This window comes from Oscillatoria sp. FACHB-1407 (genome assembly GCF_014697545.1).
Taxonomy (GTDB): Bacteria; Cyanobacteriota; Cyanobacteriia; order Elainellales; family Elainellaceae; genus FACHB-1407.
In genome coordinates this window covers 251,927-272,260 of sequence record NZ_JACJSA010000004.1, presented here as the reverse complement: position 1 = coordinate 272,260, position 20,334 = coordinate 251,927, and the positions used below count along the sequence as shown (strand labels likewise).

General features: G+C 50.0%; 13 protein-coding genes. 5 read left to right on the top strand and 8 right to left on the bottom strand.

What is annotated here, in order from left to right; genetic code table 11:
• Positions 1–10 precede the first annotated feature (10 nt).
• Positions 11–871, bottom strand: coding sequence for an AraC family transcriptional regulator (locus H6G89_RS09305; RefSeq protein ID WP_190505265.1), 861 nt, complete (start codon positions 869–871; stop codon positions 11–13).
• Positions 872–1,376: 505 nt separating this feature from the next.
• On the opposite strand from H6G89_RS09305, the gene H6G89_RS09300 reads away from it, so the two are divergent.
• On the top strand, positions 1,377–2,495 hold the full coding sequence (locus H6G89_RS09300) for a site-2 protease family protein (protein ID WP_190505264.1): 1,119 nt from the start codon (positions 1,377–1,379) through the stop codon (positions 2,493–2,495).
• A 787-nt stretch (positions 2,496–3,282) separates the two neighbouring features.
• Here H6G89_RS09300 and H6G89_RS09295 read toward each other — a convergent pair.
• Positions 3,283–5,127, bottom strand: a complete 1,845-nt coding sequence (locus H6G89_RS09295; protein ID WP_190505262.1) for a hybrid sensor histidine kinase/response regulator — start codon at positions 5,125–5,127, stop codon at positions 3,283–3,285.
• Between the two features lie 12 nt (positions 5,128–5,139).
• Positions 5,140–11,799, bottom strand: coding sequence for a HAMP domain-containing protein (locus tag H6G89_RS09290; protein WP_190505260.1), 6,660 nt, complete (start codon positions 11,797–11,799; stop codon positions 5,140–5,142).
• A 273-nt stretch (positions 11,800–12,072) separates the two neighbouring features.
• On the opposite strand from H6G89_RS09290, the gene H6G89_RS09285 reads away from it, so the two are divergent.
• Positions 12,073–12,363: a hypothetical protein gene (locus tag H6G89_RS09285; protein WP_190505258.1), complete on the top strand. Its 291-nt coding sequence runs from the start codon at positions 12,073–12,075 to the stop codon at positions 12,361–12,363.
• A 56-nt stretch (positions 12,364–12,419) separates the two neighbouring features.
• Positions 12,420–12,626, top strand: a complete 207-nt coding sequence (locus H6G89_RS09280; RefSeq protein WP_190505255.1) for a hypothetical protein — start codon at positions 12,420–12,422, stop codon at positions 12,624–12,626.
• A gap of 87 nt (positions 12,627–12,713) precedes the next feature.
• Here H6G89_RS09280 and H6G89_RS09275 read toward each other — a convergent pair whose 3' ends face one another.
• Positions 12,714–12,884, bottom strand: coding sequence for an isochorismate synthase (locus H6G89_RS09275; protein ID WP_190505253.1), 171 nt, complete (start codon positions 12,882–12,884; stop codon positions 12,714–12,716).
• Positions 12,885–13,172: 288 nt separating this feature from the next.
• Here H6G89_RS09275 and H6G89_RS09270 point away from each other — a divergent pair, with 288 nt between their 5' ends.
• Positions 13,173–13,664, top strand: coding sequence for a YidH family protein (locus H6G89_RS09270; protein ID WP_190505251.1), 492 nt, complete (start codon positions 13,173–13,175; stop codon positions 13,662–13,664).
• A 105-nt stretch (positions 13,665–13,769) separates the two neighbouring features.
• Here the strand turns inward: H6G89_RS09270 and H6G89_RS09265 are convergent, their stop codons facing one another.
• The 3 genes from H6G89_RS09265 to H6G89_RS09255 form a co-directional block, all read right to left on the bottom strand.
• Positions 13,770–14,342: a hypothetical protein gene (locus H6G89_RS09265; protein ID WP_190505249.1), complete on the bottom strand. Its 573-nt coding sequence runs from the start codon at positions 14,340–14,342 to the stop codon at positions 13,770–13,772.
• A 212-nt stretch (positions 14,343–14,554) separates the two neighbouring features.
• On the bottom strand, positions 14,555–16,783 hold the full coding sequence (locus H6G89_RS09260) for a DUF1796 family putative cysteine peptidase (RefSeq protein ID WP_190505247.1): 2,229 nt from the start codon (positions 16,781–16,783) through the stop codon (positions 14,555–14,557).
• A 141-nt stretch (positions 16,784–16,924) separates the two neighbouring features.
• Positions 16,925–18,340 (bottom strand): NCS2 family permease, encoded by a 1,416-nt coding sequence (locus H6G89_RS09255; protein WP_190505245.1) that lies wholly within the window; start codon positions 18,338–18,340, stop codon positions 16,925–16,927.
• A gap of 301 nt (positions 18,341–18,641) precedes the next feature.
• Between H6G89_RS09255 and H6G89_RS09250 the strand changes: the two genes are divergently transcribed.
• A complete protein-coding gene (locus H6G89_RS09250) occupies positions 18,642–20,078 on the top strand; it encodes a protein adenylyltransferase SelO (protein ID WP_190505243.1) in 1,437 nt (478 codons plus the stop codon).
• Here the strand turns inward: H6G89_RS09250 and H6G89_RS09245 are convergent.
• Entirely contained in the window at positions 20,075–20,332 is a 258-nt protein-coding gene (locus H6G89_RS09245; protein WP_190505241.1) for a hypothetical protein, read from the bottom strand. The two genes, H6G89_RS09250 and H6G89_RS09245, sit on opposite strands and share 4 nt — an antisense overlap.
• Positions 20,333–20,334 lie beyond the last annotated feature (2 nt).

Below are 20,334 nucleotides of genomic sequence, written 5' to 3'. Positions count from 1 at the left end.
ATAAAAAACGCTAAGAATTCAGCGATCGCTCGACTAATCCTCGCCGCACGATCTCATCAGAGAGCGATCGCTGCTTGCGTAGATAGGCAGACGGGGTCGTGTGCAAAAAATACTTAAAATCCTTAATGAAATGGTTTTGATCGTAGTAACCCAAATCCAGGAAAAAATATGGATCGCGTTGAGCCATCCGATGAAATTGTTTGTAAGTATTCTTGAAGCGGACAATACGAGCAAAGGTTTTAGGGCTAATCCCCACGTAGGTCTTAAACTTCCGTTCCAATGTTTTGTAGTGAACGTCCAGTAGATCCTTCAAATCTTCAATGCGAATGTTTCCCTGATACCGCAAGATCACCTGTAATGCCTTACCAATAAAGGGTTCTAACTGATCGACAACTAACAGTCGTTGGATAAAAAAGGCATTCAGCCGTTCAATTTTTCCTGAGTCGGGTGTAGTAGCAAAAACTTGTTCGTATAGCTCCTGAATGGAGGAATCACTGAGCTCATGAGGACTGGCGATTTGATTAGCGAACTCATCCAACGGTTGCCGCACCAATGAGAACAATCCCAGAGGCTTAAACTTCACGCCAACTTGATCAATGCCTCCACCCAGTTCCACCAGAATGGACGCATCTCGTTCACCAATCAGATGAACCGTTTGTATCTCCTGGTTGGCTCCTCGCTGTTGGTCATACCAGGAATAAGCCCTGCCATAGTTCAAGATCAGTTCCGCATAGCCGTCTGGCAGGATCAGTTCATGACGGGCTGGATGTTCTACCGTCGTTCGTAAGATCCAATAGCAGGCAATGTAAGGGGCTAACAGCGGATGGGGCGAAATGACCTGATAGTGGAGAGAATCTGTGGGCGATCGCATCCGTCAGTCCACCCTGGTTCAACCATTAAACATTGCCATCACAGTTATACAGTGTTTACAAATTGTTTGTGAACACGGTATATCCGCAGTATTCGCACTCATCACGGCATTTGTATTGAACTGCATTTGTATTCGATTGGACTTTGACACAGACGTGAGCGAGATGCTCACACTCCTTTCAGGTGAATCGCTTAAACCAGTGCGAGCATCCTGCTCGCGGCTCATTCATCCCCAAGCTCAGCAACGCCCCATGAAATTTTCTATGAATCAACGGTTTCCTGATCCTGATTCCGTCAGCGAAACCTGACTTACTTGCATTGCTATTCCCGGTAAGATACTCTCATGCATCAGTGTCTCTATCACTTTAGAGTAAGGGGAAATCCCGACCTGAGTAGGGCGGTATTCACATCCACTAGGGGGATAAAGGCACTTGTGATACTCCGTTACGATCAGGGATATAGTCTGATAGAGACGAAAATACTCACGCCGCGTTTGAGGTAATGGCATGGACGGCAACTTACGTGTCGGCAACTTGTTTGGCATCCCCTTCTTTATTAACCCCTCGTGGTTTCTCGTGTTGGCACTCGTCACCTGGCAGCTTGGCCCTCTGGAGTTTCCACAGTTGGGGGCGATCGCCTGGGTGTTGGGTTTGGCAACGGCGTTGCTGTTGTTTGCCTCTGTGCTGGCGCATGAGTTGGGTCATAGCCTGGTTGCCCTGCGTCAGGGCATTCCGGTCAACTCGATTACCCTGTTTATTTTTGGTGGACTGGCGAGCCTGGGTGAGGAATCCAAAACCCCAGGACAAGCGTTTCAGGTGGCGATCGCAGGTCCACTGGTTAGCTTCTTCTTCTTTGGGCTATTTAACGCGATTATTTACTTCACTCCGATTTCCGGTGCGATCGCCTATATTCTCGGTACTCTGGCTTACATCAACCTGGCATTGGGGCTGTTTAACCTGATTCCAGGGTTGCCACTGGATGGGGGCAATGTGCTGAAGTCGATCGTCTGGAAGATCACAGGCAAACCTTACAAAGGGGTCGCCTTCGCAAGTGCGGTGGGTCAGGTGTTTGGCTGGTTAGGAATTGGTGTAGGTCTGGCGTCGGTTTTGGGCTTTACCAATATTGGTAGCTTCTGGACTATTTTGATTGGTTTATTCTTACTACAAAATGCCGGACGTTCTGCCCAAACCGCAACGATTCAGGAGCAGTTGAGCGGTCTAACAGCAGCAGATGCAGTTTATCCCGATAGCCCCATCATTGCGGCTGATAGCTCTCTGCGGGAGTTTGTCAACAATCACATCATCGGGAGCGATCGCCAATGGCAAAAGTTTCTGGTGACTAATGAAGAAGGGCAATTGGTCGGTGAGATCCGAGTTGAGGACTTGAAGACCATTCCGACAAATGACTGGTGGGATATTCAGGTGCGATCGCTGACCCACCCCATTGAGCAACTATCCACTGTCCCATCGGATCAACCTTTGTTGGATGTAATCAATTTGCTAGACGATCAAACAACCCCCGTGTTAGCTGTTCTCAAGGAGAATAACGTTCTGGTTGGACTAGTCGAGAAAGCCTCAATTCTGCAACTGCTGCAAAAACGCGCCGAAGTCGAGCAAGCTGCTTAAGCGATTCTGTAAGAGAACAACGTTGTAGAAGTAGAAGCCGGAGTTTTGAAAACTCTGGCTTTTTAGTTTGCTGAAAGTCTTCTTTTATAGCCGTAGCCACCATTGTTATACCGATTTAATGTTTGATTGTGGCAGATCCCTGGGTAGGGGCGTTTCGCGAAACGCCCTTACGGAATCATGTGCAGCGAAGCCAATTCAAATTGGTATTAGGACAATTCAAAGCCCCTTGTCCTAATACCAGTTCTAGAAATTATTGCTACAGACACACCCCACCGTCTGCGGCACCTCCCCTTACCAAGGCTACGGTGTATACAGATCTCTGCTCTTTTCCAAATAATTGAAGAACCAGGCATTGGGGAATTCCCCCAAACCCCCTAGCAGAAGGTGTTTGAGTTAACCCAAGAACGCGCTTCGCATCGGTTCTAAGTCCGGGTGCTGCTGGTCGGGTCAAGCGGTTCGACGAGGGCTCAAAGTCCTCCAGGATTGGGGAATTTGGGGGCTGAGAGGATTTGTGTGTACACGGTAGCCTTTTCAAGGGAGGTTAAAGGGGATCAAAGTTTTAGGCTGCAAGTGCATGAGTGCTAACAGCTATATAACAACCGCAGGGTTGGTTAGAACGGGGTGCAGGGGTTCCACCCTGTCTCAACTGTCTCGACAGTCGCCATGGCCAGGAATGCACTAAAAGCTCTACCTGCAACCGTTGCTCCAGGAGGCAGAGCCTTTGTCACTCCATTTCCAGGCAAGAGCTTGGAAACGAGTCATCTCAACTGTCCTAGATTGACGTTAATCAAGCCCAGCTACTTAACTCGGTTTGCTCCTCGACACACGCATCCTGATTAACTACCTCAAGGTGTTGAGACTTGACGCTGTGAAGCTGATTTTCCATGATGAGTTGCTGCTCAACCTGTTGGTTCTCCATCTGCTTGTCAAATCCCTCACAAGGGGTTGCGCTTGACTGAGCCAGAGGCAACGTCACTGTGAATGTCGCTCCTTTGCCCGTACCTTCACTCTCTACCCGAATGTCGCCGTTATGCAATTTGACAATGTGATCGACGATCGCCAACCCCAGCCCTAACCCACTGTAGGAGCGGGTTGTCGTGCTATCGGCTTGACGAAAGCGATCGAACACATAGGGCAAGAAGTCAGGAGCAATACCAATGCCTGTGTCCCTCACTTGAATTTGAGCGACTGACGATTGACCATTGACCATTGACGGTTGACCATTGACCATTGACGGTTGACCATTGACCATTGACGGTTGACCATCCCTCTCAACAACCGACAATTTAACCTCAACTAACCCCTCCTCTGGGGTAAATTTGATAGCGTTTGTGAGCAGATTACGAATGACTTGTCGCAAGCGTTCTGGGTCGCCATACACCCTCATCGCCGAGACAGCGTCAGGGTTGGTATGAGCCAACTCTGACGTGATGCCTTCAGGGAGAATCAACTCCAGTTGAATCTGCTTCTCCAGGGCGATCGGCTGAAAAGTTTCTAACGTGCTTTCAACCAAGGTGACAAGGCTAATCTGACAGGGGTTAAGCCGCAATTTGCCCTGCACAATCAGCGAGACATCTAGAATGTCCTCTACTAACTTGGCTTGAGATTTGGCATTGCGCTCGATGGTGTCCAGCGCACGCTCCATCATGCCGGGATCTAGATCGCGGGTTAACAACAACTTTGACCACCCCAAAATGGCATTTAAGGGAGTTCGCAACTCGTGAGACAACACGGCTAAGAACTCGTCTTTCATGCGATTGGCGCGTTCTGCCTCCTGACGGGCTGCTTGCTCCTGAATCATCTGCGCCCGCGTAGCTTCTGCTTGTTTGCGCTCGGTGATGTCTTCGATCGTGCCGACATGCCCCATCAAAGCACCGTTATCGGAAAACATAGGGGATGCTCGCATAGTTGTCCAACGAATAGTGCCATCTTTGTTTTGATAGCGATATTCATCCAAAAACTCAGTGTGAGCGTTGGCACGGATGTAGTTGAACCACTTGCGAACAGCGCGATCGCGATCGTCGGGATAGATAAAATCAATCCATCCGTCACCCAAACTCTCCTCAAATGTGAACCCACAGATGCTTTGGCAGCGCGGATTTGTGTAGAAGCAACCCCGTTCCAGATCAGCTAAAAAGATGCCTACAGGAGAGCAAGCACTGAGGCGACGAAACCGTTCTTCGCTCTGTTGCAACTCCAGATTCATCGCTGCCATTCGGTCTGCCTGCCACTGAATCTCAGCATTTTTCTTGTAGAGATCCACAAAAACAGACACTTTAGAGGTCAGCACCACCGGGTCGATCGGTTTCAACAGGTAGTCAACTGCACCCAACGAATAGCCCTTAAACATCATGATGTCGCTGGTGCTAAAGGCAGTCAGGAAAATAATGGGAGTATGGCTCGATCGCTGTCGTTGGCGAATCAGGGAAGCCGTCTCAAATCCGTCGATTCCGGGCATTTGCACATCCAATAAAATGACGGCAAATTCCTGATTTAACAGATATTTGAGTGCCTCTGACCCTGAATGCGCCATGACCAGATTACCTAACCCGTTCAAGATGGCCTCTAAAGCCACCAAGTTTTCGGGATGGTCATCGACTAGCAAAATGTTAACGTTAACGTCTGATGGCATATACGCGAGTTCCTATCGATATAGCCACACTCGTAGCAGTGACAATAATTGCTCTTGATCCACAGGTTTAGTGATGTAGTCAGATGCTCCGGCATCAATACACTTCTCGCGATCGCCCTTCATCGCTTTGGCTGTTAGAGCAATCATAGGCAGGGATTGAAACTGGTTAATCTGCCGAATGGCGTACATCGTTTCGTAGCCGTCCATTTCTGGCATCATCACATCCATTAGAACAATGTCAATGTCAGGCATAGTCTGCAACAGGTTAATACCATCGCGTCCATTTTCGGCGTAGAGCACCTCCATTTGATAACGCTCTAACAAACTGGTGAGGGCAAAAATATTCCGCACATCATCATCGACAATCAGGATCTTTTTACCCGCCAAAACAGGATCATGCTGACGCAATCGCTCTAACATAGACTGTTGAGCCATCGGTAAATTGGCTTGAACCCGATGTAGAAACAGCGAGGTTTCGTCGAGCAGGTGTTCGGGCGATCGCGCACTCCTCACCACCAGGGAGGTCGCAACGCGCCGCAAGTCTGATTCCTGCTGAGCCGTCAGGTCTTGCCCGGTGTAGACAATCACCGGAATCTGGCGCAACTCAGGGTCTTGTTGAATCCGTTGAATTAGCTCCACACCCGACATATCCGGCAGCACCATATCTAGCACCAGGCAATCAAAGTTTCCAGTTTGCAGGTGCTCTAGTGCGGCTTCACCCGTGCTGACAGTGGTAGTGCTGACATCGCTGTTGCCAATCAGATTAACAATGCTCTGCCGTTGCAGAGTGTCATCCTCAACCACTAGGAGGTTTTTGACAGCCCGTTCAGCGTATTGCTTGATATCGCCCAAAGCCCTGGACAAAGCTTCCACATCAATCGGTTTTTGCAGGTAAGCGATCGCCCCTTGATGCAAACTCCGTTGCCGTCCCTCATCAACCGACATGATGTGAACGGGGATGTGTCGCGTCTCAGGGTTGTGCTTGAGGCGATCGAGCACCGTCCACCCGTCCATAATGGGCAGGCGAAGGTCGAGGGTAATGGCGGTGGGTTTGTATTCCTGCGCCAGGGCTAACCCAACATCACTGCGAAGGGCGACCAATCCTTTGAATCCCTGCTGACGCGCCATGTCGAGCAGCAGACGAGCAAAGGGAACATCATCTTCGATGATCAACAGGGTGCGATCGCCCGGTTGAATGGACTCGCGATCGTCCTCCACCTCCGATGAAGTCATCAACGACTGCGGCAATGAAAGGGAATGGGAGGAGGGCAAAAACAAGTCCATCTCACCGTTATCTCGATAGCTACGCTCCCTTGCAGTATGAGACTCTGAGCCATCCCCGTCACTCACAGGGGGCACGTATGCCAGCGGCAGATAGAGGGTAAATGTGCTGCCTTTTCCAGGCTCACTGAGTAAGGTAATTTCACCACCTAACAGGCGAGCGATCTCGCGACTGATGGATAATCCCAACCCAGTGCCCCCATACTTACGGGAGGTCGTGCCATCCGCTTGTTGGAATGCCTCAAAAATAATCTTCTGTTTATCCGCTGGAATGCCAATTCCAGTATCCGTGACGGCAAAGGAGATGACCGTTCCGGCTTGATTGAGCGTGTCATTTTCAGGGCTCCATCCTGTCGTAGCCGAGGTAATATCCAATCGCACATGTCCCTGTTCTGTAAATTTGAAAGCATTGGCTAACAAGTTTTTGAGCACTTGTTGCAGTCGTTTTGAATCGGTGTAGATCGCACGCGGCAAACTCTCATCCAACTGCACAACAAAGTCCAGTTTGCGATCTTGAGCAACTTGCTGGAATGTGCGCTCCATGTGTTGGCGCAACGTTCCAAAGAGTGTCTGATCGATTTGCACGGACATCGTTCCAGACTCGATTTTCGCCAGATCGAGAATGTCGTTGATCAGCCCCAGGAGGTCGTTTCCAGAGGAATAGATGGTGCGGGCATACTCGACTTGCTTATCGGTCAAGTTATTGTCCGTGTTGTCTGATAATAGCCGCGCCAGAATGAGCAAGCTGTTGAGTGGCGTTCGCAACTCATGCGACATATTCGCCAGGAACTCGGACTTGTATTTTGAGGTGAGCGAGAGTTGCTCTGCTTTTTCTTCGAGCGATCGCTTGGCTTGTTCGATCTCCCGGTTCTTGCGCTCCACTTCGCGGTTTTGCAGTGCCAGCAGTTCGGCTTTTTCTTCCAACTCTTCGTTGGTCTGTTGCAACTGTTCCTGCTGGTTTTTGAGCAGTTCTTCGGATGCCTTCAAGGACTGGGCTTGTTGCTCTAGTCGCTTGTTGGTTTCCGTCAACTCTTTCTGCTGAGTTTGCAGTTCTTCTGCCAGAGATTGGGATTGCTTCAGCAGTTCCTCCGTTCTCATACTGGCGGCGATCGTGTTCAAGACGATCGCGATACTTTCCGTCAACTGATCAAAGAAGGTCAGGTGAATTTCGCTAAAGCGGCGGAAGGATGCCAGTTCGATGACAGCCGTCACTTGTCCCTCAAACAACACTGGCAGGACGACCACATTGAGTGGAGTCGCTTCGCCTAAACCAGAACTGATCTTGACGTAATCGTGAGGCACTTCGGATAACAGAATTCGCTCTTTTTCCAGAGCACACTGACCCACCAACCCTTCGCCCAGATGGAAGCGATTTGCCAGATGCTTGCGCTCGCGATAAGCGTAAGTGCTGAGCAGTTTGAGGTAGGACGGTTGCATCTCGCTGGCTTCCATGAGGTAAAACACCCCATGTTGCGCTGAAACCAGTGGAGCCAGTTCCGACAAAATGAGCTTGGATACAGTTTCCAGGTCGCGCTGACCTTGCAGCATGCGGGTAAATTTCGCCAGGTTGGTTTTGAGCCAGTCCTGCTCGGTGTTCTTTTGAGTGGTTTCGCGCAGGTTGGCGATCATCTGGTTGATGTTGTCCTTCAGGACAGCCACCTCACCCTGGGCTTCGACGGAAATCGATCGCGTCAGGTCGCCCTTCGTCACCGCTGTTGCCACTTCAGCAATGGTTCGGAGCTGGGTTGTGAGTGTTGCCGCCAGTTCGTTTACGTTGTCGGTCAAGTCGCGCCAGGTTCCCGATGCACCCGGTACTTTCGCCTGACCTCCCAGTTTTCCTTCGATCCCTACCTCACGAGCAACCGTCGTTACCTGGTCGGCAAAGGTTGCCAGCGTGTCGATCATCTCGTTAATGGTTTCCGCCAGGGTTTCGATTTCGCCCTTCGCTTCTAACATCAACTTGCGTTTCAGGTCGCCGTTCGCCACAGCGGTCACAACTTTGGCGATGCCTCGTACCTGGGCGGTTAAGTTACCCGCCATCGAGTTCACCGAGTCCGTCAGGTCTTTCCAGGTTCCGGCAACCCCTTTTACGTTGGCTTGCCCACCGAGAATTCCCTCCGTTCCCACTTCCCGCGCCACCCGCGTTACCTCCGAGGCAAAGGAGTTGAGCTGATCCACCATGATGTTGATGGTGTTTTTCAGTTCGAGAATCTCACCTTTGACCTCTACCGTAATTTGCTTCGAGAGGTCGCCGTTTGCCACCGCCTTTGTGACTTCGGCGATGTTCCGCACCTGGGCGGTCAAATTACCCGCCATCGAGTTCACGTTGTCGGTGAGGTCTTTCCAGATGCCCGCAACCCCCCGGACGTATGCCTGCGCTCCCAGTTTTCCTTCCGTTCCTACCTCCCGCGCCACCCGCGTCACCTCTGAGGCAAAGGCACTGAGCTGATCCACCATCGTGTTGATCGTGTTTTTCAGTTCCAGAATCTCGCCCTTTACGTCTACCGTAATCTTCTTGGAGAGGTCGCCGTTTGCCACCGCCGTTGTTACTTCCGCGATGTTTCGTACCTGAGCGGTAAGGGAGCCTGCCATCGAGTTCACCGAGTCGGTCAAGTCTTTCCAGGTTCCGGCAACGCCGCGCACCTCCGCCTGTACCCCCAGTTTTCCTTCCGTTCCCACCTCTCGTGCAACCCGCGTTACCTCCGAGGCAAAGGAGTTGAGCTGATCCACCATCGTATTGATCGTGTTTTTTAGCTCCAAGATCTCGCCTTTTACGTCTACCGTAATCTTCTTGGAGAGGTCGCCGTTTGCCACCGCCGTTGTCACCGCCGCGATGTTCCGTACCTGGGCGGTTAGAGAGCCTGCCATGAAGTTCACGGAGTCGGTGAGGTCTTTCCAGGTTCCGGCAACCCCCCGGACATCGGCCTGTACCCCCAGTTTTCCTTCCGAGCCTACTTCCCGCGCCACCCGCGTTACCTCCGAGGCGAAGGCACTGAGCTGATCCACCATCGTGTTGATCGTGTTTTTCAGTTCCAGAATTTCGCCCTTGACCTGCACGGTAATTTTCTTGGAGAGGTCACCGTTGGCGATCGCCGTGGAGACTTCGGCAATGTTCCGGACCTGGGCAGTCAGGTTGCCTGCCATTGAGTTTACGTTGTCGGTGAGGTCTTTCCAGGTTCCGGCAACGCCGCGTACCTCCGCCTGTACGCCTAACTTCCCTTCGGTTCCTACTTCGCGAGCAACCCGCGTTACCTCCGAGGCAAAGGAACTGAGCTGATCCACCATCGTATTGATCGTGTTCTTTAGCTCCAGAATTTCGCCTTTAACGTCTACTGTAATCTTCTTGGAGAGGTCACCATTTGCCACCGCCGTTGTTACTTCGGCAATGTTCCGCACCTGCCCCGTCAGGTTACCCGCCATCGAGTTCACGGAGTCGGTGAGGTCTTTCCAGGTTCCGGCAACGCCACGTACCTCCGCCTGTACCCCCAGTTTTCCTTCCGTTCCCACCTCTCGTGCAACCCGCGTTACCTCCGAGGCAAAGGAGTTCAACTGATCCACCATGATGTTGATGGTGTTCTTCAGTTCGAGAATCTCGCCCTTAACGTCTACCGTGATTTTCTTGGAGAGGTCGCCGTTTGCCACCGCCGTTGTTACTTCGGCGATGTTCCGCACTTGCGCGGTTAAGGAACCCGCCATGAAGTTCACCGAGTCGGTCAGGTCTTTCCAGGTTCCCGCAACCCCTGGCACCTGCGCCTGTCCACCCAGTTTTCCTTCGGCACCTACTTCACGAGCGACCCGCGTTACCTCCGAGGCAAAGGAGTTGAGCTGATCCACCATGATGTTGATGGTGTTCTTCAGTTCCAGAATCTCGCCCTTAACGTCTACCGTAATCTTCTTGGAGAGGTCACCGTTTGCCACCGCCGTCGTCACTTCGGCGATGTTCCGCACCTGCCCGGTCAGGTTACCCGCCATCAGGTTCACGTTGTCGGTCAAGTCTTTCCAGGTTCCGGCAACCCCCGGTACTTGCGCCTGCACACCGAGTTTTCCTTCGGTTCCCACTTCCCGTGCCACCCGTGTCACCTCAGAGGCAAAGGAGTTGAGCTGATCCACCATGATGTTGATGGTGTTCTTCAGTTCCAGAATTTCGCCCTTAACGTCTACCGTAATCTTTTTGGAGAGGTCACCATTCGCCACCGCCGTTGTCACTTCGGCGATGTTCCGCACTTGCGCCGTTAAGGAACCCGCCATGAAGTTCACCGAGTCCGTCAAGTCTTTCCAGGTTCCGGCAACACCTCGCACCTGCGCCTGTCCCCCCAGCTTTCCTTCGGAGCCTACTTCCCGCGCCACCCGCGTCACCTCAGAGGCAAAGGAGTTGAGCTGATCCACCATGATGTTGATGGTGTTCTTCAGTTCCAGAATCTCGCCCTTAACGTCTACCGTGATTTTCTTGGAGAGATCACCGTTGGCGATCGCCGTTGCCACTTCCGCAATGTTCCGCACCTGCCCGGTCAGGTTACCCGCCATCAGGTTCACGGAGTCGGTCAAGTCCTTCCAGGTTCCAGCAACCCCACGTACCTCGGCTTGTACCCCCAGTTTTCCTTCCGTTCCCACCTCTCGTGCCACCCGCGTCACCTCCGAGGCAAAGGAGTTAAGCTGATCCACCATGATGTTGATGGTGTTCTTCAGTTCCAGAATCTCGCCTTTTACCTCTACCGTAATCTTCTTGGAGAGGTCACCATTCGCCACCGCTGTCGTCACTTCGGCGATGTTCCGTACCTGGGCGGTCAGGTTGCCCGCCATCAGGTTCACGGAGTCGGTCAGGTCTTTCCAGGTTCCAGCCACACCCCGGACTTCCGCCTGTACCCCCAGCTTTCCTTCAGTTCCCACCTCTCGTGCCACCCGTGTCACCTCAGAGGCAAAGGAGTTGAGCTGATCCACCATCGTGTTGACAATCTGCGCCGTTTGCAAGAACTCGCCTCGCAGCGGTCGCCCTTCAATATCCGTGGCGATCGTCTGGGTCAGGTCACCATTTGCCACCGCCCGAATTACTCGTGCCGTCTCTTCGGTCGGTTGCACCAGGTCAGTAATCAGATTGTTGACTGACTCCACGCAGGTCGTCCAGGAACCCTTTTGACTACCCAGTGAAGCCCGCTCATAAATTTTCCCCTCCTTACCAACGACACTGCTGATGCGTTCCAGTTCGTTACTCAGCCGCTCATTCATCTCAATGACGTCGTTGAGCACGTCAGCAATTTTTCCAGCGATGCCTGTCTGGTCAATCGGCATCCGGGCTGCAAAATTACCTTTTTTAACCTCTGTTAAGACTTTTAAGAGTTGTTTGAGATCAAGAGCACTGTTGTCGGTCGCGGGAGTGGGGGTTGAGGCTGGCATACTCGTTCTTACCTGGTTCCTAAGCTGACTCAAAATGGCAACTGACGAAAATTGGCTGAGAGTCACCACACTCAGCAATCTTGCTAACTTGCTAAAGATAAGTTGTCTAAAACTCTCTGAAAGGCTTTCGCGATCAAGCATTCAGTATGCCTAGTGCGAAATTGCAGCCCTCAAGAGTCTAAACCCTCCAACTTACTTAATCAGCAACCATTATCAGCAGGAAGAGGGACGAATGCGCTCTATCCAAAGAGAGATGATCAAATCGCAAGTCTATTGGTAGTTACAAAAATTTGGGCGATCGCTATTCCTTTAGAAGGGAATTGGAACGAGCGAGCTTTGATCACCCCACGAGGGGGACAGTTCCAAAGTAGCGAGCCAGCTAGCGGGGGCTGTTCTAACCACCTCACCCCTTTGGAACTGTGGGGGCTTAAAGTTCTATCGGTTGGTCTTTCGGGAAATATGCAAACTTTTGGGCAACTTTCTGTTTTAGCCCACATTGCAGGCACCGTTACTTCCCTCGATCGACTGTCTCTACCCAAAGCCTATCTTAACCAGGAAATTTGAGAATTTTGACTTGAGGAAGGGTTAAAATCTATGTCTGTGGAGTGAGTTTGACCTGCATGAGCCAACGATTAAGCTGGGTCGGCGTCTTGTTAATTGCTATTATTAGCGGCTTAGTGATCAAGATTGTGGGAGATCCGATCGTGGAGATTACCACACCTGCGATCGCAGACTTTTTTGATGATATGGGCGATCGCTTTGAAGACACGATGGAAAATGTGGAAGACTCGTTTGAGGGCGATCGCAATTTTAGTGACCCCATTTGAGGTATACACAGACAAAACGCAACACCCAATAAGATGTTGCGTTAATTGTTGATTATTGCGACTAAGCAGGACAAAGAAAACAAACGTTTACTTGAGCGGATTTTTGGTATTTTGAAGCTCAACCCATTGAGAATAGGGTTCGCCTTCAAAGGGTTGTACACCTGTTTCTGGATAATGATCATCACTGGGTTTGAAGATTCTGGTTGCTCCTTCGGAGAGGTAGTGAACTGCATCACGAATCATTTCAAAGACTTTCATATCAGTGACCTCAGCTTTATAGAATGTAACTGTAATGATGCTCAAACCATGCTATTTGTCAGAGTCTATTGCAGCGATCTTTACCTCTGTCTTAGTGTATAAATTATCTATACTTCAATCATAAGAGACTTCATAGAGCTTGTCTTAAAATCGCAATGGATCTGCATTATTCTTTACAGAGGTTTCCTGAAAATTAAATCCTAGGAGATAACAATTTGCAACGTTCCATCCTGTAGAACGATTGCTCTATTGTGAATAGTGTGTCCTTTCATGTTTTGACAATTCGTTGTGGTTAAACCGCCTAAAATCGATCGCCAGCGCGAACATCAAGCCAATGAGCGCACCTTTTTAGCCTGGTTACGAACCGCGATCGCCCTGATTGGATTAGGGTTAGCGATCGCCCGCTTTGGCATCTTTTTGAGTCAACTCCAGGCATCGCTAACACAACAGTCTACTCAAACTAACCCCCTGTTAAATTCAGAGGTGTTGGGCATCAGCTTAATTGTCTGTGGCGTACTGGCGATCGCACTGGGCGCGTGGCGATATAATCAAACGTTTTGGCAGATTGAGCGAGGTGACTATCGCCCCAGTCGCTTTGTCATCTGGTTAATGGCAATCGTCGTCATGCTCCTTGGCATCCTGAGCATTCCCATCTTGCTGTGGCGTACTCCCAATACCGAGAGGCAACCCAACTCGACATCTATGCGGCACACCCCTTACCTCCTCTACCCGATTTGTAGAGAACTCAGTCTTACTCTAAAACCCTTGGCTCCTCACTAGAAGCGGGTTTGCGCTGAATACACAAGGATTCTAAAAACTTACCACCGTTGATATGGGCGTTTCGCGAAACACCCTCCAAGATTCGTCAATTGAATCAGCAACACCTCACGCCACACTACTAACAAGCGGGTGTCCTAAAAATTGTCGAATTGCATTTGCCAACTCATTTACTGTTTGCTGATCTGAGCTACGATACTGCAAAAATATCCTTGGGAAGGAATCCTCAAACTCCAGATAAATCCAATACTCATCCGGAACAGAGATGACCGAATAATTTTCTGTAACGCTCGCTGGAGGAGTCGATTCCGTCTGACCAACAATCACCTCTCGAATACTGCTGAGGGGATATTCCTGCCTCAAAAGTCGAGCAATTCCTTTTCCTTGAACGGTTAACAAACCACTTTCTTTATCAAACGTGTATGATTGGTGCCGATTGTTTGTGGCAAATCCAATACATGACACACCAATCATCGCCAGGATCACGCCTAAGAATCTAACAAAAGAGTTCAAGTTTTGTGCAGATAGAGCACTGTAATCAGGGTTTGTGGTGAAGTCTGCACTAAACATTAAAATGCTCACCCCAATCAATGTACCACCAACTTGCAGAGCGATCGCCAAGAATTGATTTTCAGAGATTTGTAGGACAAGTTTTTTGTCGGTATGGAGTGTGATGTGCATTGGACATACGCTGTAAAACGTAATTCCGTTTTAACTCATGCCCCAAAGATATCCCAGAGTGTAAAGGGTCTTTAAGGGTTTGGCATCACCAAACCCGTACAGCCAGGAAGTTACTCAACCTCAATTTGGGTTAATCACCTGGCGAATCAATTCGCGGCTATCAGAACCAAGTCCATCTGCGTGGACTACGGAAAATCAAGGGTTTACCGAATCTATGCTACATCCTTTGGGGGGTTCGGTGGACACCAGAAAAGATTTTGACTGGATACACCCAATGAATCAAGAATGCCTCGCATGAGTTCAGTGCAATAGAGCCAGTGTCCTAAATCGTCGTACATGCGATCGGGATTGAATTCCAAATTGTAATGCAACACGTTAGCCAGATCCGCAAATTCATCTGAACTCTGGGGCGAAATCAGCAGTAACCGAAAGGGTTTTCCTTCACATTTAGCTTCGAGCTTGTGAACTAGATCGACGACACTGTTGCGATCGCACAACCCCGTTCGTACAAATAAGGCTTTATCACAGGCTCGTAACGTGTACCAAAACCGTTCTGATCGCGCCGTATACCGCACCCGCATCCGTTCGTATACAGGAGACATATCGTTGACCGGATCATCACTTTCTTCCGCTTCGTGCGCAAATGATAATCCACTCCATTTCGTATGATAAATTCGCCGTGCATCGTGGTTGTAATGCAAAAAAGCCGGATTCCACATGTCCTCAAATCCGCTCTGAATCATATCGGCAACATCTGCCAGATTGGTCGTGCGGGTCAGGTCAAAGGGAAAGGCAGGTCCGTCGTACTCCAGCTTATACAACAGCATTCGCACCGCACAGCGATCGCCCAGGGGAATGATCGCTACACGGCTTACCTCCGCCAAACTGCACTGATAGTCCAGCACCATCGCCGATCGGGGGGCAACTTTCACGCGGCTCTCTAATCCCTCATTGCCGATCATCAGGGTTCGGAAGGGAGCATCTGGATGCAGCGGATCGCGATACACCCCCGATGGCATGGCTCTTAACGCCGCACGCACTTCCTTCCACATTGGATGCAAATTGTAGTCGTGATCCGATTCGTTAATCACATACAGCCGACTATCACTGACTTTGAGAATGCCTAAATGCCCATCGTAGAAGACAACGTCGGATCGGTGCGGTACAAAGAAATGAAAGGCTGGATAAAACCTCAGATCAGCAGACGGAGGAACAGCCATTGTCGTCTCGATCGCCCCATCATCTTGAATAAATAGAAACGGCGACGTTCCAGAGGTCGAGTTTTCAGCGATATAAATGCCTGCGGGTAACCGTGCTGCTTGTAGAGCCGTTTGCACGTTTTGCCATTGGGGAGAGAGAGTGTAAGAGTAGGACGAGGTGTTGATCACCCGTAAGCTGTTTTCGGCATGGCGGGTAAACAGGTGAAACCCGCTACTGTCTTGATAGATCGGACTTTCTGTCGGAAGATGAGGATGGACGATCGTCGCCAGGTCAGCTTTACTTCTGTGAAACAGACTGAGGTCGATCGCCTCCGCCATTAACCGATGCCCGATTGTATTGGGATGGGCAGGATCAATCCAAATTCCGGGCTTCCAGCGGCCCTGACCGTCATCCAATACGGACAGCCAATCCAACACCGGAACGCCCCACGTCTGCATTCGTTGGTGGGTTTCCTGCAATAATCTGTAGTGCTCTAACGTGTAGCCCCCATTGGGATACACCCCTCCCAACATCGGAATTGCCCCCAGTTCGCGGGTCATCTTAATCAATTGCTGCAACCCATTCTCAAAGCGTCGCTGAATGGCTCGTTGATGTAATGGAGCACTGGAGGCTAAGCCTTCATTGCCCAGTGAGAGCGCAATAATCACAATATCAGGGTCTTCCGGGGCAACGACCTGGGAAAAGCGGGCGATCGTCGTGCTGACGTTTGTACCAATTTCAGACACATTCACCAGGTGATGCCCAAAGCGTTGCAGGGTTTGTCCCAAATGCCATGCCCACCCGTGCAACAACCAGGCACTACAGCCCAATGCCACCGAGCTACCAATCACCACAATCTTCAGCCCATCCTGATGTTGAGGGACGGGTTGAGCGACTGGGTTTGCGTAATAGCCGTAGGGATAGGAGGGGATTGTCCCAATCGCACCATCCTCCACAATCACAGGACTGGGTAACGGCTCCGGTTCAATGGGCACCCAACGGTTTGATCCCCACGCCTCCCACTCCACCCCCCCATCGGGACGCAGGCGGATGTACTTATATTCGGGTGGGGATTCGATTCCAGTTAAATCAAGATCAACAGACCACACAGGATAGCGATCGCGCCTCGTCTGCAACCGGACACATCGGTTCACATCCCATGACCCCATCTGCGGAATTGACCCGACAAGGGCGATCGCTTCTCCGGGTTGTGTCAATGCACTGATCTGGAATCGATACATAGGTTACTTCTCTGACAAATGCGATACCAGACCAAAATTCTGTTGTCTCAAAAGTACCACACCGTTATCCGTAAGGTCTGTCGCGGAAATAACCTTGAGCGTATTTGATACAGCCCTCCCCGATGGGTTGTAAGAGCTACCCTACACTTTCCAGGTAATCAATACGAAATAAGCCAGAGCGATCGCTGCCAAAAACAGGCTCGATTGCAGGTCTTTTTGTCGATTTCCCTGCACAACGTTGATAGCGGCATGAGCAATAAAACCTGCTGCCACCCCGTTAGCCACTGAGAAGGTGAGCGGTATCATCAAAATCACCAGAAATGCGGGAATTGCCTCTGCCAGGTCAGTCCAATCAATAAAGCGAACACAACTCATCATGAGAACCCCAATCAGGATTAACACGGGTGCAGCCGCAAAGGCAGGAATAGCCGCAAATACAGGAGTAAATAAGAGTGAGATCAGAGACAAAATTGCAACGACAATCGCCACAAATCCGCTCCGTCCCCCTTCAAAAATACCCGCAGCAGAGTCCAGATAAGGAATCACAGGCACACTGCCAACCAGAGCACCCAATACAGTACCTAAAGAATTAGAGAGCAGAGCTTGTTTCGAGCGATAGAGATCTCCGTTGGGTTTTAGCCGATCGACCTGTTGCCCCAACACGTTGAGCGAGCTAATGGTGTCCGATAAGGTAACAAAGAGCAGGATAAAAACAACAGCAACAAAATTTCCCAGTTGAGACCAGGTAAGATACTGTATGCCAAAGAGGGCTTGCCCAAATAGATCGACAGGAAATTGCGGTAGGCTGAAAATGCCCTGAGGTAAGGGTGCCACTCCCCAAAGCCAGCCAACGATCGCCGTTCCCAAAATACTCAACAGCAGTCCACCCTTGACCCGCCGAACAATGAGCATCGCTGTCAGTAAAATTCCCAAAACGCCGATGATGGTTGTCGGTTGGTTTAATGAGCCTAAGGTAGTCGGGGTCGCTTCGCTGGTAATCACAATCCCGGTGCCTAAATTGGGAGGAGCAGCCCTACCCGACAATGCAATATAAGCCAGAAATAGCCCTAATCCAACCACCATTGCCTTTTTGAGAAAGTCAGGAATAGCAGCATTCAATTGATGCCGAAACGGACTGAGGGACAAAGCTGTAAAGAGTATCCCTTCTACCAGGGTTGCTGTGAGTGCTAATCGCCAATTCATGCCCATGCCTAGCACAACCGAGAAGGCAACCAGCGCAACAATCCCAGTGCCCGATCCAAGCACAAAAGGATAGTTTGTAAATAGCCCCATCAAAATGCTAGAAACCGCAGAACACAGCACAAGAGCAACCAGGATTTGATCAAATAAGTCTCCTGTCTCGTTCAAAAAAACAGCATTGCCAAGAATATGAGCATTGACCACCAAAATTGGGGCGATCGTCATAAAGATGGTTAAACTCGCCAGTAATTCACTGCGATAGTTCGTTCCCAATTGCTCAAATTGGAAGAAATGACTCATTTTCTCAAGCCACACTGTAGCTTTTGATTTAGCTTGAGTTGTTTTTATTTGATTCATGAAAGCCTCATAGAATATCTGAAGTAGATGAGATTTAAGAGATATTGCAATCTATTTTTGATTGGGTCTTAAACTCAAAATTAAATTGCGAGGGCTTAAAAAATTCTCGAAGATCTACGGGTAATGTTGGTAATATCGTAGGATTTGGTCTTTTCTTTCACAATAGGGAAAAATTAGGGACTTTACTCCAAAAAGTTAAGTCGAGGGGGGCAAAACTTACCTGACTTTTTGAGATAGGGTTGAGCCTACAGGCATATATTGTGCGAGTACAATCGTCCTTAATAATTCACTGAACTAACCCATGCCCGCTGCCAACCCGTTTCTTGCTCTACCGTACGAACCCGCCTTTGAATCTTTAGGAGAAGACTATTACGACTCTGTCTCTGCGGCAGAGTTTCCCCAACACATCCTGCGGTTTCGTAATAATGACTTGCTGCCCAGGATTGGACTCAATCCCGCCGATGTCAGTGACCACCATTTCATTGAGGCGTTTGGCAAATTTATCGGGCGGATGCCGCTGCTAGCCATGCGCTATCACGGCTATCAATTTGGGGAATACAACCCCTATCTCGGAGATGGCAGGGGTTTTTTGTATGGTCAGGTGCGGGGCAAAGATTTTGAATTGTATGACTTTGGTACAAAAGGATCGGGCACAACTCCCTACTCGCGGGGTGGCGATGGCAGGCTGACGCTAAAAGGGGGTGTACGTGAAGTATTGGCGGCAGAGATGTTACATCGATTGGGGGTACGCACCTCACGCTGCCTCAGCTTGATCGAGACAGGAGAGGCGTTGTGGCGAGGTGACGAACCGTCCCCCACTCGGTCATCGGTAATGGTGCGGTTTAACCGATCGCACATTCGCTTTGGCACCTTTGAGCGGTTACACACCCTGCAACGCCCAGATTTGATTCAAAAATTACTCGACCACGTTATCACTTACTACTATCCTCATCTACACCGAGAGCGCGATCGCTATGCTCGGTTTTATGCCGAGTTGGTGCAACGGGTCGCCACATTAGCCGCTCAGTGGATGTCGGTTGGGTTCTGTCATGCCGTGCTTAACACCGACAACATGTCGATCACAGGCGAGAGTTTTGATTACGGCCCCTACGCCTTTATTGAAAAGTATGATCCCAAGTTCACAGCGGCTTACTTTGATTACTTTGGGCGATATTGTTACGCCAATCAACCCCTCATTTGCAAACTCAATTTAGAGTTGCTACAGGTGCCCCTGGCGACGGTAATACCAACAACCGATCTAGAAGCGGGGTTAGCGCAATTTGAGGAGCATTACTACACCGCCTATCAACAACGGATGTTGCACAAATTGGGGTTTGAGCAACTGCCAACGCCACTGGCAGACGATCTGTTAAAACTCACAATTCAATTTCTACAAACCACTCAGATTGGCTATCATGACTTCTTTTTAGCACTCCGACAGCAGTTCTCACCGCAGTGGCGCGAAGATGCTAATTTGATTTTTGCTGCATCGGTATCTCCCAATGCAGATGCTCTGGCAAGCAGCTTTAAGCAATGGCGACAGATTTATCAACAAGCTCTTGCTAGCCTTGCTGAGCCCGAAATAGCGGTTGTGTTACAACGGCTCAATCAACATAATCCCAGTACTATTTTGGTGCGACCAGAAATTGAGGCGATCTGGGAACCCATTACAGTAGATGACGATTGGGAGCCGTTTAATGCCTTGTTAAAACGGATTTGGGAATCGGTTATCGATTAACGTCCGTAAACACCTTGCATTGTCTGATGAAAGGGAGTCATGATGTCAGAAGTCGCTGGCTCCAACGGAATTGCCATTGCGACTGATCCAACCAGCATCATGAGTACGAGAATTGACCAGGGTGAAATTTTGATTTGCGCCATAACTTTTTTGGTTCCAGGCGATCGCCCCTTCGTTTGCATCTCTAAGTTGCCCCAAATTAGGCAAAGTGCGAACCGGAGATTCACGGAAATCTCAAACACGTTTAAAGACATGT

Excerpts from the sequence above, each read along its gene's own strand:
- H6G89_RS09305 (WP_190505265.1), bottom strand. The coding sequence starts at position 871 with ATGCGATCGCCCACAGATTCTCTCCACTATCAGGTCATTTCGCCCCAT.
- H6G89_RS09300 (WP_190505264.1), top strand. The coding sequence starts at position 1,377 with ATGGACGGCAACTTACGTGTCGGCAACTTGTTTGGCATCCCCTTCTTT.
- H6G89_RS09295 (WP_190505262.1), bottom strand. The coding sequence starts at position 5,127 with ATGCCATCAGACGTTAACGTTAACATTTTGCTAGTCGATGACCATCCC.
- H6G89_RS09290 (WP_190505260.1), bottom strand. The coding sequence starts at position 11,799 with ATGCCAGCCTCAACCCCCACTCCCGCGACCGACAACAGTGCTCTTGAT.
- H6G89_RS09280 (WP_190505255.1), top strand. The coding sequence starts at position 12,420 with ATGAGCCAACGATTAAGCTGGGTCGGCGTCTTGTTAATTGCTATTATT.
- H6G89_RS09275 (WP_190505253.1), bottom strand. The coding sequence starts at position 12,884 with ATGAAAGTCTTTGAAATGATTCGTGATGCAGTTCACTACCTCTCCGAA.
- H6G89_RS09265 (WP_190505249.1), bottom strand. The coding sequence starts at position 14,342 with ATGCACATCACACTCCATACCGACAAAAAACTTGTCCTACAAATCTCT.
- H6G89_RS09260 (WP_190505247.1), bottom strand. The coding sequence starts at position 16,783 with ATGTATCGATTCCAGATCAGTGCATTGACACAACCCGGAGAAGCGATC.
- H6G89_RS09255 (WP_190505245.1), bottom strand. The coding sequence starts at position 18,340 with ATGAATCAAATAAAAACAACTCAAGCTAAATCAAAAGCTACAGTGTGG.
- H6G89_RS09250 (WP_190505243.1), top strand. The coding sequence starts at position 18,642 with ATGCCCGCTGCCAACCCGTTTCTTGCTCTACCGTACGAACCCGCCTTT.
- H6G89_RS09245 (WP_190505241.1), bottom strand. The coding sequence starts at position 20,332 with ATGTCTTTAAACGTGTTTGAGATTTCCGTGAATCTCCGGTTCGCACTT.